This is a genomic window from Streptomyces sp. NPDC002520 (genome assembly GCF_053595235.1).
The window spans coordinates 19,811-38,988 of the sequence record NZ_JBSFXG010000052.1 but is presented as its reverse complement, the minus strand read 5'-3'; the positions used below and the strand labels follow the sequence as shown (position 1 = coordinate 38,988).

The window sequence follows — 19,178 nt, the reverse complement described above, 5'->3', positions numbered from 1 at the left end:
CCGAACACTCCACGCTGGTCACGTAGCAGTGCCAGGTCGGTGATGCTCTCGCCGCCGTCGGCAAGCATGACTGCCAGTTCGGTCGCGATCCGCCCGGGTTCGTGCCCGGTTCCGCGGGGCCGAAGGGTCCCGGCCGCGTGCTGGTGGGCACGCACGATCGTGGAGTTCACCGAAACAGCCCAATCGAGGTCCTCGTCAGCGCCGGCCCGGGCCGTCATCCGCAGGACCACCCACGCGATGCGCGCGAACTTCACCCGTGGCTCAGTGTCCTGAACCGGCTTCAGCCTGCGCGCTGCCGTTGGTGTGCTCCGGCGACGGCGTCCTGAACCGGCTGCCGCACTCCGGCATCCGTAGGCGCGGCTGCGCACCGGTGGTCGGCGTCCACGGTGAACGCCACCGCACCCCCGACTGCGTCACGTACGGCACCTCGCCGGGCACCTACTGGTCGTCCGTGTCGCGTGCGGCGTCCCCAAGGCCCGCCAACCACTCCCCGTCAGGCAGCACGTCCACCCCCAACGGATCATCGAGCACCAGTTCGTCGACGACCTCCGTGCCATCCGTCACGTCCGTGGACACCGGCTGCCCGGGCTGCCCTGCCGGCTCGGAGAGCACGTCCGGCTGCCCAGGACCGGGCGGCGACGAGGTGTCGGCCTGGCGCGTCGAATCCGGGTCGTCCGGCGTGAAGGAGGTGTCGAAAGCGGGATCCTGCTTCGCCTCGGACTCGTCCGGGTCCACGCCCTCCCGCGGGGACTCCCGCCGGTCCTCCTCCTGGGGGGACTGCTCCTGCCGCGCGTCCTGCTGGTGAGGGGTCTCCTCCTGGACCGAGGGGGTCGTCCGGCCGCCGCTTGGGGGTTCCTCCTGCTGGGCAAGCCGCTCCTGTGCCGGCTCCACAGCCGGCTCCGGGGGTGCCTCCGTCGTGCGCATGATGATATTGGCCGTGACCCAGCGGGTGCCCCGGGGGCCCACGACCTTCAGCAGGCCGACCGCCCGGACCAGGTGGCTCGGGACGCCGTCGGCCTCGCCCGCGGTCGGGGTACCGAAGCGCAGCATCTCGCGGCGGATGGCACCTTGCGTGAACGTCTGTCCGCTGGTGACGCGTTCGCCCGCGAGCGGGACCGTCGGGCCGAGACGGTCGGTCGCCGAGGCTTGCAACGGTCCGCTGTAGCCGAAGGTCAGCGCCGGGTTCGTCGCCAGGTTGCCTTGCGTGGACGAGCCGTCGTTGGAGATCTCCACCCGGTCGATCGCGGTGTCCGTACTCATCGTCATGCTGTGCGGAGCGTAGATCGTCATCTGGACGGAGGTGCGGGCCGCGCCCGGCTGTCCCAGGTACGGCGCGGTGGCCGCGGGGTGCAGCAGCGTGAGGCGGCCGGTCGCGGCCAGCTGGGTCAGCCGGATGAACATGCCCTCCGACGACGTGGAGGTGGGTAGCGCGCGTTCGCCGCCCAGCCCCGGATCGACGGCGCGCAGCGCCTCGGCCAGCTGGCCTGATCCGTCGTATTGGTAGATCTCGAAGGGACGGTCGGGTACCCACGGCCGGCCGCTCAGCGTCGCTCGGACCTCGGCGGGGACCTGCATGTCGATGGCGACCTGGTCCGGCTGCGGTTTCAGGGCCCGGGTCGGGTCGTCGGTGTAGACCGCGGGCGTGACCTGGTGCCGGGGCTGCGGCGTCGCGGCCGGCGGCCGCGACCCGTCGACCTCGGCGGGTTTCTCCGGCTCGACAGGTGTCTCCGACCCGTTGAAGCGAATGACCGCGCGCGCCGGGACGCTGTCGCTCACCTGCCGCAAGGGCAGCAGGCCGGACAGTGCCCGGAACGCCCGTTGCACCGGCGAGGTGTCCATGAGGCCTGCCAGTCCGGTGTACTGGGCGATGCGTCGCGCTCCGCCCGCCAGGTAGAGGGGCAGCGCGACCGCCAGCACCTCTGCCATCGGCCTCGCGGTAACGGTCACCTCGTAGTCGTAGGCGAGGCCGAACTCGGAGGTGTCCTGCATGCTGCGCTGCCAGGCCCGCCGTTCACGGGTCGAGATCGCCGACTCCATGGCATCGGTCTGCCGGGTCATCGACACGGTGGGCCGGAACCGGTGCCCGTTGTGCTGCACCAGCGGCGAGAAGTCCAGCTCGTTGGCGACCGAGGTGACGCGGGTCTGGCGGGTGGTACCGGGGACCGGCAGGGCACTGCCGTCGCCGTTGGAGTGGCTGAGAACGGTGTCCAGGCCGGCCTGCTTCAGGGCCGACCGGCCGCGCGCCTCCCCAAGGTCTCCGGTGGGCCGAGCGCGCAGCGCCACCTCGACCAGCGTCGGGCCCAGCCACGAACGGTGCACGAAGTGGAAGGCGGTGTGGCCGGCCGGGCCGGCGTTGACCAGGGTGCGCAGGCCGAGCGAGGAGGCGTGCTCGTTGATCCGGGACAGAACGCCGGGCAGATACGTGGCGTGGCCGGGCACGGTCGCGCCGGGGGCGATCTGCTCGACCAGTTCCCCGACCCGGTTGGCGAAGGCGGACCTGCCGCCTTCGGGGTGGAGTTCGACCACGGAGCCGAAGCCGAGCTGACCGCCGCTCTCGACGAACCAGGACGGCAGCAGACGGTTGGCGGGACCCGTGTACTGCGGAGCCGGCACATCCTGAAGCCTGAACTCCGGGTGGTTGATCAGGTCGTTGTCGGAGAGCAGGAACTCCACGGCGTCCGGGACCTCGATGATCCTGGTGTCCTGGCGGCTCGGTCCGCCGGCCAGCACGCCCGTCACGACGTTACGCAGGCCGGTCCTGACGGTGACCTTGTAGGTGGCCGTACCGCTGAAGCGGTGCGGGAGAACGCCGTTCTCGCTCGTGACGCGGAAGGCCGCGGAGTTGTCGTTGACGGTGGAGCTGTCCGTGGTGCTCGTGCGTGTCAGGAACCGGCCGGAGGGGGCGAACGTGCGCCGCGAGTCGCCGTAGTCGGCGGCGAGGGAGATGCCACCCGCGTGGCTTCGGTTGTCGCCGCGGGTCTCGGCGGAGGCGTCGACGGACTGGATCCAGCGGTCGTAGTCCATCACTCCGGGACGCGGCAGCGCGCGCACGTCGGTGAGGAAACCCTCGACCTCGACGGTGACATCGGTGCCCGCGAGGAGTCCCGACGTGCCGGCGCCCTCGACCACATAGGAGTCGCGGAAGACCCGGTAGGCGTTGGCCGTCATGTGGTGCGGTGACAGACCCGCCTCCACGACCTCCTGGGCGACGCTCTCCGACGCGAGAAGGTCCTCCCCCACGCTGAGGCGCTTGGTCCAGCGCCAGCCCCCGGCGACCTGGTCGGCGGCCCAGCGTATGGTGCCCAGGCCGCTGTTCAGCGTGCCCGCCGTGGACCGGTGGAGCAGCGTCGCCAGTGACTGGACACTGCCGCCCAGCGTCGTCTGCGGCTGCTCGGCGGCGTCCATTTCCTCGCCGACGGGACGCACTTCGGCGGCATCCGTGCGCTGCTCGGTGGCCGCACCCTCGTGCTCCCTCGTGGTTTCGGAGTCCGCTGTGCCTTCCTTCCGCTCCGTCGTCTCGAACGCCCCGGGAATCCTGCCCGGTCTGACGCCCTCGTCGCCCTCCACCGGCTGGTGCTCCGGGGTGTCGGTGGTGGCCGTCGGTTGCTGCCGTCCGGTCGGCACCCAACTGCCGGGCATCGTCTCGGTGTCCGCGCTCTCCTGGTCCGCGCTCTCCTGGTCCGCGGACGTGTCGTCGGTCAGAGAGCCGAGCATCTCGTTCACCGCGGTGCGGATGGCCCGGCTGCCCTCGGCCCGTTCGACCATGGCCGTCTCCGGCAGCCGCAGTGCGCCTGCGAGCTTGCCGGCGTCGGCGTCGGTGAGTGCACGCGGCCGGGGCCTGGCCAGCGCCTCCTGGGCGCCGGGTTGCGTCAAGGTGCGGTATGTCAAGGTGCGGTATGTGGGCAGCGCCACGTTGACCGTTCCCTCGGCCGAGCGCGGCTCCGGGGCGGGTCCGTGGCTCCAGGAGATCTCCGCGCGGTAGGTGACGGGCAGTGTGAAGAGGTGGATGCCGTCCTCGGTGGGGGTGAGCATGTAGTACTCGTGTCCGGTGCCCGCGCTGGAACCCGTCGTGAGGGAGCTCTGCCTGCCGTAGGTGTACTCGGGCGTGAGCCCTTGGAGCCACAGGTTGCCCCGGTCGTCGAACGGGTTGGTCATCGATGCCCGACCGGTGCCGCTGATCGTCCAGGGCGCGCGCTTCAACTGCTCGTCCCCCGAGATCGTGGAGCCGGTGTAGTTGAGCGTCTGCATGTCGTTCAGGTGGCGGTCGAGAGTGACACCGCCGTCCGGGCCTTCCAGGTAGCGGCGTTCAGCCGTCATCCGGAACGACACGCGCTGGGTGCCCTCCAGCGTGGTGCGTTCGAACCAGACGGTGTGGCCGCCCTCGACCATCTCCTCCAGTGCCGCGCGCAGCCCGATGCCGGAACGGATCTGCTCCAGTTTGCGAACGTTGGTGAGCCGCTGGAGATGATGTACCTGATCGACCGGGCCGCGGTACGAGTCGTCGGCGGGCGGCAGGAAGCCGTGGTCGCGCAGCCAGGTCTCGAGGCCCTTGTGGAGCGCTTGGGTCCCGTTGACGGTCAGCGGCGTGGTGGACACGCCGAGCGAGCGCAGGTGCAGCACCTCGGGCGGCAGGAACCGCGGGGCCGGCGACGTCCCGGAGACGGTCGCGGCGGACGGCACCCGCAGGATCAGCGGATACCTGCGGTCGGTCGCCAGGGGCGTGCCTCCGGCCGGGCCACGCTCGCGTCCACTCGGCCGCACCAGCGTGATGTGGTAGCGCGCGTCCGCCAGTTCCCGCAGCAGCGGCTTGGTGGTTCGCAGCGAGCGCGCGGTCCTGGCGCTGCCGCCAGAGGCGAGGGTGTGGGTCACCTGGTGCTGGACGGCGCCCGTCACGGCCAGGGTGAACCCGACCGGCTCGGTGCCGGTCACGGGGTCGGGCCTGCCGGCGGCGAATCCGGTGCTGACGCCGAGTCCCGCGCCGGAGGCGTTGGCGACCGACGCGGTGCCGGTGAGCCGGACCGAGCGCAGAACGTGGGATTCCAGGGAGGAGTTGTGGGTCGGCGGCCCGACGATGCTGCCGGGGCCGGTCCGTTCCTCGAGTTCGGCGTGGACGCGCAGCATGCCGATGAGCGAGCCGTCCTTGGCGAACAGGGTCGGCGACGTGTGGGCACCGCTGTACATCAACGGCAGGTTGCCGCGGAGGTTGCCCTCGCCGAAGAACTGTCGCAGCTCTTCGAGCGACGCCTCGGAGATGTCGGTCAGGTCCCGCTGGAAGGACAGGAGCACGTCGGAGAAGAGGTCGTCCGCGCGCGGCACGCTCTCGACCGCGAACAGCGGGACCCGGTCGAGCAACGTCTCCAACGGCGCCGGACGCCCCTCCGGGCCGTCCAGGTCGGTCGGCCCGGCAGGGTCCGTCTCGGCCTCGACCAGGTGCTCGGGGAACCACACCGTCAGCGCGGAAGGCGTCGCGGTCTGCGGCGTGTGCCACCGGTCGGCGGGCTGAACGGTGGTGACGGCCTGCGTCAGACCGGTCGTGGTCCGCACCTGCCAGGTCATGTCGTACTCGTACCGCCACGACCGCTCCCGGCTGCGCAGCTCGGTCATCGGCTGCACTGTCTCACCCACCGAGACCGTGCTGGTCGTCTGATTGTGCGTATACGTCAGCTGCGGGGAGAGCGTCACCCTCCGCAGCCAGTTGGCGTGCGGGGTCTGCCAGGTGTGCGCGTGACTCAGGCTCATCGAGCGCAGGTCGGCGATGCTGCTGGTGCCACCGATCTCACTCACGCCGAAGTCCCAGCGCTGGATGGCGACCGGCGGCCCGTCCGGCATCTCATGGATCTCCGGATCCACCTTCCGCGGCGAGGACAGTTCGAGGCGCACCGCGACCGGATACGTCTGCCCGCGGTACGGCGCCCGCACCGGGAAGCCGTGCTCGCTGAACAGGCGCGCCCACTCACTGCTCAGCGCGCGGGAGGTGAGCGTCTGACGGACGACGGCACGGAATGCTTCATCCGCGCCGCGATCACCCTCCACCTGCGCGAACACCTGCTCCTGGAGCCAGTGGACGGTCACCTCGGGGACCGGCGCGACATGGAGCAGACCCTGCGAACCGTCCCTCGTGGAGCCGAACTCCCTGACGGCGGCGCTGAGCTCGGCCGGCCCCTCCCCGATCGGCGCAGCCGGCACCACCGCGATGAACTCGTCCGGTACGACGGCCGGGTCGTCCGGGCCTTCCGACTGGTCCGGCCGCGCCGAACGGGCGTCCGGCGGGTCCTCGCCGGACGTCTGCGCGGGCGGCTGCCCGGTGTCCGTCGGCTCGCCGGGGTCCTTCTCCCCGTCGTCCCCGGTCGGTCCGACCGCTTCCTGGTGCGTCGAGGAATCCGCCTGCGCGGCGATGCGGCGCGCGACGTCGTGCGCGGCTGCGACGTCCTGGTCGCTTCCGTCCAGGACTTCCGCGGCCTGGGGGAGTTCATCGCGCTTGGCGGCTTGATGTTGTTCGTCCGGGGTTCCCTCTTCCTGGACAGGCTCTGGCCCGACGTGCCGGCCCAGGATCGCTTCCGCCTGGCGCGCGGTGTCCGCCGAGAGCTCCGCATCGCCGGCCCGGTCGTCACCGGGCGACGCCAGCGCCGCGGAATCGACCGCGCTGGCGGGTGCCGCCGCGGGCATCGGCTCTGCCGCACGCGCGTCACCGGGATGGTTGGCGGAGTCGAGCTCTGGGGCGGGCCGGCCCATGATGACGTCCCCAGCGGCCCAGGCGTCCGACAGCTGATCGGGGGCCCGGCCCAGAGGTGGTTCCGCCACGTCGTCCGGCAGGCCCTCTGGGTTCATCCCGTCCGTGACGCCGGGGAGTGCGGGGTCGGCGTCGGTGTGGTGGCTGGGTCCGGGGGTGGGCCCGGCCGGCGGGGAGGCATCGGGTGAACCGTCGTCCAGGACGTCAAGGGGCGTGTCCCGGCGAGCGGCGCCGCCCCGCATACGAGGCGGCTCCTGCCCGCGATCGGCCTGGGCGATGCGTTCGGCCTGATCCGGAAGGTTGAGGCGCCGCCAGATGCCCTCACCGCCCGCCGCGTCCACAGCACGACGACGGGCCTGCTCGAACGAAGCCCGGTCCGCAATGCCTGCTCTGCGCCGCAGGTCCTCGTCCCGGTCCAGCGGCTCGTAGCGGGGCGGACGGTGGTCCGGGCTCGGCGGTGCGGCCGCCGGGCCGCGCTGCGCGGTGGCGCCGGCCGACGGCCTGAAGGTCTGCCAGCCCGGTTCGTTGCGGTTCCCGAACCCCAGCTCGTCCTCGGTGTTGAGGGTGTTGAACCCGTCACGGAGCTTGCCCACGGGCGCGTAGACCGTACGTCCGGTCCTGTCCGCCATGAGCTGTGCCAGCGGTATCTTCTCCGCGGTCCGCGGTCCGGGCGGCCGGGTCCCGGCGTGGTCGAGGATCAGGGCAAGTGGTCCGGTGGCCAAGGGCTGGGTGGCGCGCAGGTCCTCGGCGACGAAGCGGACGAACTCGCTTGCGGCCACGGTGACGTCCGTGTCCTTCGTCCTGTCGTGAAGGGTGACGTATCCGCGCTCCGATGCGGAGGCCTCGATGAAGTACGGGCGGTGCTGAGCCCCCGTCCCCTGCCAGGGGAAGGTCCGGTTCCGCCGGGCGTACCTCGGGATCCCCGGGTCGGACCAGTCGAGAACGTCCTGGTACTCCCGCGTCTCCAGCAGGGCCCGGTAGTACCTCGATCGGTTCGCCGGCTTCCCGTAGGAGAGGCCGAACGGCCGGTGGTCACCGTCCACAAGAGGATGCTGGGTGATGGCGTCCACCGGGAGGGGGGCTCCCCTTGTGGGCGAGACGGCGTGCAGGACCGGTTCGTCGGGCAGGGTGCCGAGATCCTCCGGGCGGCTGACCGCCCAGGAACCGTGGTCGCCGTTGCGGGGGCCGGGGTGGGTGACGGCCTGGGAGTCGCCCTGCCGGGTGAGCGTGACCGTACCGCTGTAGGACCACACCGGCCTGCCGGTCCTGGCGGCGATCAGCTGAGCGCTGTGCAGCCCCAGGGAACGGCCCGACCAGAGCAGCACCAGGGGAGCACCGTCCGGGACGTCCCGCAGGCGCGCGGCGATGTCCTGCGAGAGGTGCCACCGGTTCAGGACGGGCACGGTGCCGTCCGCGCCGACGACGAGGGCCTCGTCGGGGAGCCTGACGAAGAACGGATCCGTGTCACTCCCGGCCCACGGGGCCCGGACCGGGGTCACGCCGTCTTCCGGCCGCGCGTGCTGGGGCATGAAGACGGCGTCGTGCACGATCCCCGTGACCGGGGCGACGGCCTGGGGTCCGTAGTCCAGGCCCCACAGGTCCTGTCCGGGGCCCCCGATGTCGGTGAGCCGGACACGGTGCGCCTCGATGTAGTTCCGGAGGCGGTCGACACTCGACTTCCGGCTGCTGGTGCCCCCGCCGTCGCTCCGCTGCCGCTCCCAGTCCGTGATCCTTTCCAGGACCGACGACAGCATGTTCCGGTGCCCGGCGCCGATGCCGTTCCGGGTCGCCAGCTCCAGGAGCTTGACCTCGGCGTCGATGCGCTTGAGCGCCGCGGAGCGCGAGTACCTCCTGGGCCGGTTGGACTCGGTCATCCAGTCGGTGACGATGGCATGGTCGTACTCGGCCGAGCGGGCCCTGCGCCCCGACAGGGCGGAACTGTGCAGTGGTGTCCGGGGCGGCAGTACCAGGTCCACGGCCGCCGCCGTGCCCTGGGGCAGGAACTCCCGCCAGCCGTTCAGCTCCGGATTGTCGGACCTGGCCACCGAGATCCGGAGCGAGACATCGGTCGTGCCCACTGACGCGTACACCGTGCGGCCGGCCGTGTTGGCGACCATCTGCGCGAGGGACGGCTGCGTCGTCGAGCTGCGTCCGGCCCCGTTGACGAGCAGGACCAGCGCAGTGCCGCGGGGCAGGTGCTCGGAAGCCAGGTGGTCGACGACCAGCTGCGAGAACTCCGCGTTCGGCACCGTGACGCGGCTGTTCGGGCCGTCCGCACGGGAGAACAGAGTCACCGACCCGTCGGTGAACGAGAGCGCCTCGACGAAGTACGGGGTCCTGACGCGCTTGGCGGCACTACGCCAGGGAACCGGCCGGGTGGAGGGGTCCCTGCTGTCGTCGAACATCACCTCGTAGTCTTTCCTGCCCGCCAGCGCGCGGTAGTGCTCCGGTCGGAGACGGTCCGCGGCCGCCATGATGAAGTCGGCACTCAGGTAGGACAGGCCCCTGATGTCGTGCTGCCGGTCGACGATGAGCTGGTGGTGGAAACCGTCCCTCGGGACCGTGCCGTCCGCGGGCCCCATGAGGTTCGCGGCGTTCAGCGCGTCGGGGCGGCTGACCGTCCAGGACGCCAGCGGGGTGCGTGCCGAGTCGATGCCGGTGATCCGGAGCAGCCCGCGGTTGTTCAGCACGGCCGCACCCGTGAACCACCAGACCGGGCGGCCGGTCCTGGCAGCGAGCAGCCGGGGGGCGTGCGCGGTCAGGCCGACGCCCCGCCGCAGCAGCACCAGCGGGCCGTTCCCGGGCAGACCCGCCAGCTTCGACGCCACATCATCGGCGAAGTCTCCCGCGTTCACGTCGTTCCGGGCGACGATCACGACGGGCGCGGACGTTGTACGGCTGTCAGCCCAGGGCGCTGTCTCCGGCCGTCCGCGGTCCACGACGGAGCCGTCGCGCAGGGTGCCGGTGTACACCGTGTCGGTGACGACGTTCCCGTCCGGCACGGCACTCGTGTAGTCCAGGCCCCACGGCGGTCGGCGCCGCTCCGGCGGCTGGTCGAGCCAGCGCTTCAGGGACTCCACGTGGGTCCTGAGGACACGGACGTCCTGCTCGCGGCTGCTCACGATCCGCGCGCCACCGGCCTGCTTCCCCTGCTCCCAGTCCCCGATCGTCTCCAGGACCAGCTGCAGCAGACCCACGTGTTCCTGGGTGAGGCCGCCGTTCCGGACTGCTGCCTCCAGCCTGCCGACCGCGGCGTCGACGGCCTGGAGGCGCGGCGAACGCGACAGTCCCGGCCGGGACGAGTCGCTCTTCCACTTGGTGAGGACCGCGTGGTCGAGTTCGACGGCACTGGCAGCCCTTCCCCTCAGGTGCCTGCCGGGCGGCAGGGCGGCCACCTCCGCCGCGTACGCGGGCAGCCGCTCGGGCTGCCGCCGCAGCGCCCCGGCCCGGGAGGACTCGCCCGCCCGGGAGCTGCCGCCCGGCAGGCCCGGCCACTTCCGGTCGAGGGCGGCGAGCGCGACACGTTCGGCCTGGTGGCGAGAGTTGATCCGCTGCCACGGCCCCTGACCGCCGGCGTCCGCCACGGCACGGCGGTGTGCCTCCTCGAAGGAGACGGGGGCGTCCTCCAGGAGAATCCCGTACTGCCCCCGCAGATACGCGTCCACGTCGGCCCGCAGGGCGGCCACGTCCGGGGGGCCCGGGTCCTCGGGCTGCGGAATACCGGGCCGGGAGAGCCCGGGGTTGTGCTCGGTTCGGGGGTCGCCGGGCAGCAGGCCGAGGACGTGGTCCAGCGCCTGCCTCAGGACGGGTGCCACGGGCCCGGATGCCTCTGCGGCCGAGATGCGGTCGGCGATCGTCGCGAGCGTGACGCTCACGGATGGGGGCAGGGGCGCACCGCTCAGCACATGGCGGGCAACGGCCTCGCTCAGCGTGCGGACCTCTTCGGCCCGGATCACCGGGGTGCTTTCGCCGGACGGAGTCAGTACGCGGATCCAGCGGATCGGCCCGAAGAGTTGGGCCATGCCGTCCACGAGCGGGTGCTCGCGAAGGGCCCTCACCTCGTCGGCGTCGAGCGCGTGTGCCACGGGGCGTTCAGCCACCGCATAGGCGTTCCGCTCGACACCCGCGACTTCTTCCAGCGCGGCGGCGAACTGGTCATCGGTCATCCTGGTGGGAGCGCCGCCGAAGTGCCGCAACTCCAGTAGCGCCATGGGGTGGGTGAGGGCACCGTCGGCGTCGTCCAACTCGGTGTAGTCGTGCATGTCGACCGCTTCGTATTGGCTCACCTGGCGGCCGTCGGCCGCCTGCCCCATCAGGGCCGTGGCCAGATAGTCCCGCTGGAACACATTCCACGGGGCGACCACCAGATCGAGCGGGTGGTCGAACTCGCCGGGCGTGAACTCGTGTCGCATAGCGATGGACCAGGGGTGGGACAGCAGAAAGCGAAGTGAGTCCTCGATGTTCTGCTCGATCTGCCCGTGGTGTCGCGTCAGGAACTCCCGCACATCGGGGCTCAGTGCCCCCCTCACCGTGAAGAGCGGCGTCCGGGAAGCCGCGGGCAGCATGTTCTTGATCAGATTCTGCGGCCAGTGATGGCGGTTCAGCGGCGCCGCAGCCACATGGCTGAACACCAACCGCAGGTAGCCGTGCAGTTCTTCCGCCCCCGGCACGTCGCGCAGGAACGAGAGCATGTACGGCGGGACGGCGTGTCCTGTGCGCTCCTGGACATAGCCGGCCGTCACCGCGTCGGCCAACTGGTGTCCGGCAGTCATGGCCACGGCGAACTGCGGCCTTGTCAAACGCTCGTGAACGGCGTCGAGGACGACGGACAGGCCCCTGGGCGGCACCCCCACCGTGAACTGCACCATGGCGGCGTGCCCCGGACCCGACGGGGAGGGCGCCACGGCAACGTGCTGGCCTACCTCGCTGAGCTGCCACCCCTCCGTGGCCGGGAAGAGCTCCGCCAGCGAAACAACCCGACCCGACGTGTCAGGTTCCGTAAGACGCTGCCGTATCGCCCTGTACAGCTCGATCGCCTGCTCGCGCGGCAAGCGCCCCTCTTCGCCGGGCAGCACCGCCATCGGCGGCAGGACGATCTCCGGAATGGCGTGCCTCTCCAGCACCGGCGCATGCCCGGCGACCGCCGCGGCCGCGGCCCGATACGTCGGTTGCAGTTCGCCGTCGGCGTCGCGGTAGAAGCGAAATGTGTCCACGACCAGTTGCACGCCCGACGGGTGCTCGGCCAGTTGCATGCGCCGCTGCAGCTCCCGGCCGGGGGGAACGGTCAGCAGGGGGTGCTGGTCCTCGGTCTCCGTTCCCACCGCCCCACCGACCATCGTCTGCGGAGGTTCTCCGTTCCTGCCGTCACCGAGAGCACTGTGGTACTCGTGCAGGTACACGACGTCGTCGAGGTCGAGGTCGGGGACTGTCTCCCGCGCCGCCTGCCCGGCCTGGGCGTACGCGAGCTGCGCGTCCTGAACCCGCTCCTTGTGGTCCTCCTCCGGATGGGCAGCTGCCTCGGCCCGCGCACGGCCGAGAGACGCGAGCGCCCGCTCGACTGCCCGCAGCCGCTCCGTCACCAGCACGTCCCGTGCGGCGGTCGGCCCCAGTTGGCGGCCCTTGCCTTTCTCGTCGGCCGCGGACGGCACGTCCCGCGCCACTGTCACCGCCGCCGTGATACGGCGCAGCGCCTCCCGGTAATAGGTCCCGGCGGCCTCCCTTCCGATCACCGGCCGATGTCCCAGAGCGTCTCCGACCAAGGCCGAAGCCTGGCTGTACGCCGTACGCACCGCCTCCGGCGAGAATCCGTTGGCCCGCGCCCACTCCACCAAGAACTCCGGTTCCAGCTTCTCCGCCAAGTGCGGTGCGGACGGCGTTGGTTCCACGCGCACGGCGCCCGGGGACGCGACGGTCCCGTCACGGGTGTTGTCGAAGCCGACGTCGAACCCACTTTCGGTGCCCGTGGTGGGCATCGGCCGGAAGCCGTCGCGCCCATCGGTGGCGGAAGCCAGAGCGGCATCTGGCGTCGAGGCCCTGAGGTCCGCGGAGAGCACCTCACTGCTCGAGTGGTCGCCCTCACGAGCCGCCTGGGGCCGTGCGGAAGCCGCGACGACTCTGCCGTGGGAAGGATTCCGGCCCTGTTCGGAGGGTACGGCCGTGGCCGGCCGGAAGGTGAGCCAGGTTCCCTCGTTCCCCTGCCCTCCCGTGCGGACGTTCAAGTGAATCGAGACCTCGTCGGACGGCGCGTACACCGTGCGACCAGTTGTGTCCGCCAAGCGCTGGGCCATCTGCCACTCTGGAGCCCGGAACTCACCGCCGGTCAGACAGGACACCAGGACGATCGGCGCGTCGGCGGGCCGCTGACGCAGGCTGGGCCGGCGGTTGAGCAGGGCCCCCAGCTGGCCTCCGTCCACCCGAGCCACCTGGGCCCGGTCGCGGCCGCGGGGCAGCTCGACATAATGCTCCCGGCCGTGGGCGACCAGGAAATAGGGCCGGGCATGCGGTGAGTCCGTGACCCAGGGCAGGGGGCGTTCCGTACCCGGGCGCGGGTTGAGGCGCCCTGCCTCGTCTGTGTCAGCCTGGCTGTAGATGGTCAGCGTGCCCAGGCGCGCGAAGGCCCGCTCCCGCATGGCCAGGTCGCGGTCCATGAGGTAGGCCCGGCCCAGCGACTCGTGGCTGTTGTCCGTCAGCGTGTGGTTCACGAGGGACTCGTCCGTCAGCGCCCCGCCTCTGAGCGGGACGACCAGGCCGGACTCGGGGAGGACCGTGGCGCGTTCTGCGGGGGTGTGCGCACCCAGGTCGTCGGGCCGGCTGAGAATCCACCGGCCGACCGGACGCGAGCCGTCCGCGGGAATGACCGTCTCCATGACGGAGCGGCTCGATCCTGGGGCGGCTACCAGGCGCAGGGTGCCGTCGAAGCTCCACACCTGCCGACCGGTCCGGGCGGCAACGAGCCGCGGCATCTCCAGCCCACCGCTGCCGCTGTGCTCGGCAAGCAGCACGATCGGCACGCCGGCTCGCAGACGAGTCACCTCCGGATCGGCGGCGAGGAAGTCCGCGACCTCGTCCGGTCTCATCACGGCATTGCCCATATCGGTATGCACGCGCAGGCCCCTGGCCGAGCCGACCGCCACCACGAAGTACGGGGGACGGGCAAGGGGGTAAGGGGTCCACCACGGAACGCGTTCTGTATCGCTGCGCCCCACCACAGCGTCGCCTGCCAGACGCGTGACGCGGAAACGCCAGGCATCCAGGTTGGCCAGAGGGGCCTGAACCCGGAGGTCAGGGGGGCGTACATCGAGGCCGGCAGGACTGCCGTACGCCGTGACCGCCTCCCCGCGCGGTACTGGCACCGAGCGGTGGAAAAGGCGGTCTCCACGCCGGGAGACCTGGGCGGGCCCGGCCTCGGACGACATCCTGCGGCCCTCGCCACCGCGCGACGACGAGGACAGGGCCCCGCTGTCCTCGGCCTCCTGGCCGACGTCTCGTACATCGTGCCCGCCCACCGTCTCGCCGCTTCGCGAGGCGGAAAGCGCGGAGTCGTGCTCGGCTCGGGGATCACCGGGCAGCGGGCCGCGGGCGTGGTCCAGCGCCTGGTGCACCAGCCCCGAAGTCTGGCTGTACGCCCCACTAACCCAGTCCGTCGAGGAGCCGTTGTCCCGCGCCCGCTCTGCCAGGAACTCCGGTTCCAACTCCTCCTCGCCGACCGCGAAGTCCGCAGACTGATTCTGTCCCCGTACGGAGGAACCATCGTCCCCCGGTGCGTCCTCGGGCAGGTTGGAGACGTCGGTGGCGACAGTCCGGCCCAGCCTCTCGGCCAGTTCCGGGTCGAGTTCGGGATGCCGGGCCAGCAGCCGCAACTCGTCCTCCGGGTCGAGACCGAGATCGCGAACGGTCACCTTCATGGCACTGCCGTCCAGCAGAATCCTGGTGCGGGGGTCCACCGGCAGATCGCCCACGGTGGCACCGTCGACTTCCGCGCGGCGCAGGGCGGACCCGTACAGCAGCTTCAGGGTCTCTTCATCGAGCGGCCGTCGAACGGCGTCCAGCTGAGCGGCCCGGTGCGCGGGCTCTTCCTCCGACGTCGCAGGCGTGGCCTCCGCCTCCGCTGCCGGATCCGTGACCTCCTCGGCCCTCGGAGGGAACAGGTGGGCGAGGCCGCGTTGGATCTCGGCCTTGGGCATGCCGTCCTGCGTGGGCAGCATGGCGATGAGACCGCCTGGCACCCGGACCCGCAGTTCGCGCCTGTCGGCGCCGCGCAGCACGACGTCGACGTCGAAGCGGTAGTGGGTGTAGTCCCGGACCGCCTCTTCGTTGTGCTCCATGGTCGCGGAGACGCCGCCGTCGACCTTCGTCTCCGACTCGGTGCCGATCTCGTTGGGCTGCCGGCCGAGCAGGGCGTCCTCGCTGACGCCGCCACCGCCCTCCGGGCCGACGCCGAGGTAGCGGCCGGACGTACGCTCGCGGCCGACTTCCTTGTCCTCGTCGCCCTGCTGGTAGCGGCGTGCCTTGAAAAGCTCGTTCTGGTCGAGCAGTCGGCCGGCGGAGACGAGGTCGAGGCCGACGGTGACCGTGCGGCCCGCCACGTTCACCGTGTACTCGTGCGCGAGCAGACGCGACACGGAGGTCCGCAGCATCGTGTGGCTGGTGTCCTGCTCGTACACGAGACCGGCCCGGGTGCCGTGGCCGACGGCGGGCACCTCGCCGACCTTGGACGAGGCGATGTCGGGCAGTGCCCGGCTCGGGATGGCGACGACCTTGGCCCACTCGCGGATCACGCGGGCGGCCGGCATGTCCCATGGGTGCAGTTCCTGGAGTATCTCGGCGACACGCCGGGGGGTGAGGTCCTGCTGAGACGCGGTGGCCGTGATGGCCCGGTCGAGGTGGGCCCAGCGGGGCACAGGCGCTTCGTCCGCCGCCTCGGCGGTGGGCGGACGGGCCGGCGGATCGCCCGCGTCGACCACCAGGCGGGAGGACACGAGCAGACGCACCGACCCGGCGATGTCCTTCTTCTCCGAGCGCCAGGTCCACGGCTGGTGGGTGTGCCAGGCGTTCTCCACGACGTGGCGTCGGCCTATGAGCCGGGCGAAGAGACCGACCGCTCCCACCGTGCCCCGGCCCAGGGTGCTCAGGACTTCCGGCATCTGCCGACTGGTCCCCATCTGCACGCGGAACGTCAGCGGATGCTCGAACTCCTCCGAGCCCACTCGTGTGTTCGCCCGGTAGATGTCCACGAACTTGGACATCTGCGTTGCGGAGTCCGCCGTGCGGCCGTGAACTCCCGCGGCCAGGTCGAGCCCGCCGTGCCCCTGCTGGTTGCTGTCCTCCTCGTGCTCGCCGCCACGGCCCGCGATGCTGACGCCCACGCCGTAGGTGGTGCCACGGGCGTTGACGGTCTTCTCGTCGGTGGTGCTCTCCGCACGCAGGGTGAGCTTGGCGTCGCTGCGGGAGCGGTAGGACGTGGCCTCGTGGATGCGGGTCACCTCCACGTGAACCCACAGGTAGTTCGTCGTCCCGGCGAAACCGGACGTCGGGAACCAGGTGGTGATCCCGCCGTCCGTGAGCGCGCTCCACCGGGTTCTGAGCGCTTCGGGGCGGAAAGCCGCCACGAGCGCGGGCGCGACCTTGGTGGGGTGCAGTACGCCCCGGTCCTCCAGGGTGCGCAGGATGTGCGGCAGAACGTCACCGGAGTCCATCAGTTCCGGATGCACGGCGGTCCGGAGTACCGAGCCGCCCACGTAGGTGCGCCGCGGGGGCTCGGGGACCGGGCTGTGGACGGCGGGCGTGACCGCCGACGACGGGCCAGAGGCGATGGCCCCGGCCTGCGGAGCCTCCGGCTCCGTCGGCCGCGGCAGCAACTCGGCGGGCAGAACGTCCTCCCGTCGCCGGTCCGGGACCAGGACGTCCATCCCGTCACGGACCCTGATCACGCGGGTGCGCTCCTCGGGAGCCGCGCCGTTCCGCCACCGTGTGAGGGTCACGGAGTACACGGCGTCGGCACGCACGGCCGACGCCGCCTTGTAGGTGGCCCGGGTGACGTCGATCGCCCCGTAGTCGTTCTCCCGGGTGCGGTTGACCAGGTCCCACGAGATGTCCCCGTGGGCCTGGAGGACCACACGGCCGCCGGGCACCCAGACCTCCCTGTGGTGGCCGATCGCTCCGTCGGCGATCTCCACCTCCTGGCCCGCGTCGGAGCCGAAGCGCACCTGCGGGCCGAGGCCCGCCTGCAGTCCCAGCGCCACGCCCCGACGGGACTGGACGGCGTGCTTGGAGACGGCCTGCGCGTACTGCTCGATCTCCGTGGGGCCCTCGCCGGCCATGGTCCCGGCCAGGGTACGAGTCCGGTATCCGCGCAGGCGGATGGTGAGGGTGGCCAGTCGCCCGTCCGCCTTCGGCAGGACGATCACCCGGCCGGTCGGTTCGGTGAGCTGGCCGAAGTACGCCGCGAGGTCGCCGGGGCGCAGAGCCGCCAACAGCTCTTCGGGGACCGGCCGCCGGGTGCCAGCGTGATGGGTGTAGAGGCTGGTCGCCAGATGTGCCAGTTCGGGGCTGTGCAGGAACGCCGGGTAGAGGCCGGCCGTCCCGTTCTCCAGGCGCAGCCGGCCCTCGGTCGCCTCCGGCCACTGCCGCAGGAACGCGGCGCTGCCCGCCGCCGCGGCTTCGTCGGGTGCCGCGGGGGCGCTCGGTGTGTGCTCGTGCGGCACGACCACCTGTGCCATGAGCTCACCGGGCTTGTCGATCCACCAGGTAAGGGCTGACTGCCGCCCGTCGGTCCGGGCCATCGAGAGCTCGTACACCACCTCGTAGCGGTGCTCGTCGACGTTCCCGTCGGTCTCCAGCCGGCGGTAGGACTTGGCGACCGAGGTGAACGACTCGCCGCGTCCGAACCCTGCGCGCCCCACGAGCCGGACGCCGCCCAGTTGGGCCCGCACCATGTGCCCGAGGCTGAATCGCACGCCGCCGCCGGCCCCGCCCTGGACACCGAACGAGGTCTCCAGATGCGAGGTGACGGTCTCCCCCATCGCGGCGCGGGTGTTGTACGTCAGGGCGTAGCTGATGGAGCCACGGTGCTCCAGCAGATGGGCACGCACCGACAGCAGGTAGCGTCGCCCGCCCACGAGGACGGGGTGCCGCACCCCGGCGACCAGGTTGTTCAGGTCGCCTTCCAGCGCGGGACGGCCGAACAGTGTGGAGAGCTGACGGTCCACGAGAGCCTGGTCGTGGCGCCCGACACCGCCCGGTTCCTGCTGCAGGGCCCAGCGGAAGTGGTCCTCGACCAGTTGGGCGCCGGGCAGGGCGGTGGCGACTGCGTAGCCGAGGCCGCGGCGCGTGGCCAGGGCCATCGGTTCGACGGGCCGCTGCGGGACGGCCGTGGTGTGCGGCGGGGGCGACAACTTCCCCGCCGGCGTGTCCAGCCGACGGGGCCGCACCATGATCCGTTCGGGTTCGGCCTCCGCCTCGCGCAGCAGGGCCCGCACGTGCGGTTGTGCCGCGATCGGTCCGGGCAGCACGGTCGGCGCGAGCTGTCGCAGTTCAGGGCTGTGCACCGCCCCGAGCGCGTACTCCTCCAGTTCCCGGGCGCCGTCTCCGTCGCGCCAGCGCACGACGAGCTCGGCGTCCACGACGGCTTCCACCGGATCCAGCCGGCGGTGCGTGGTGCTCGTCCAGTCCAGCGTCACCTTCAGCCGCGCATGGTAGCGGGCGTACGGCTGCGGACCGTTCGTCCGCATGATGGCGTGCGAGAGGGACTGGGACGACAGACTGTGGCTCCACCGGCGCGACCACTCGACGCCCAGTGAGGCCATGGGGGCCAACCCCTTGATCGATCCGGTGCGAGGCTGGTGCACCGCGGGGTCCACCAGGCCGACCACGTTGGCGACGACCGCGTAGCCGATGGAGCTCTTGCCGCCGCGGCCCTGCACTCCGGTCCGGCCCGTGCCGAGGTCCTGACGGGTGATCATGTTCGCCAGGCCCGTCAACCGCAGCCCCTCGATGCCCGCGCGCAGACGGAAGTGGCCGGAGAACCCTCCCATCCCGCGAAGCCCGCTGCCCACGACGATCTGATTGCTGGTGTCGCCGCTGGTGAACACCCAGCGGCTGCGGTTACGGAACGCGGTCTCGTTGACGAGAAGTTGGGCCTGGCGGGTCACTTCCGCCGTGGTGCCCGCCGACAGGCCCGCGCCGCGCAGCACCTGCTGGAGCCGCAGGACGACCGGGTTGAGGTCGACGGCGTTGACTGTCTCGGAGGACACGTGCGGCCGAGGGCCCGGCGATGGTTCTCCGGTGACCGCGTCCTCGGGAATGGTGGTGAGCGGACCGCGGTCGGGGCGAGCGGAGGCGGCTGTGGGGGCTTCCGTCACGGCGTCCGCGGACGTGGCCGGCGTTTCCGGATCGGAGTCGGCGTTGGGCTCGACGGACTCGGTGGGCGCGGCGGACTCGGTGGGCGCGG

At 71.6% G+C, this 19,178-nt stretch carries 1 protein-coding gene (cut by a window edge); it reads right to left on the bottom strand.

The window, feature by feature from the left end; all coding sequences use genetic code 11:
* Positions 1–438 precede the first annotated feature (438 nt).
* Positions 439–19,178 carry the final stretch of a hypothetical protein gene (locus ACWD5D_RS40695; RefSeq protein WP_451377795.1) on the bottom strand. The gene runs 19,801 nt beyond the window's last position, so 18,740 of the gene's 38,541 nt are visible here — the last part of the coding sequence; its start codon lies beyond the right edge, outside the window — the gene reads right to left on this strand; its stop codon occupies positions 439–441.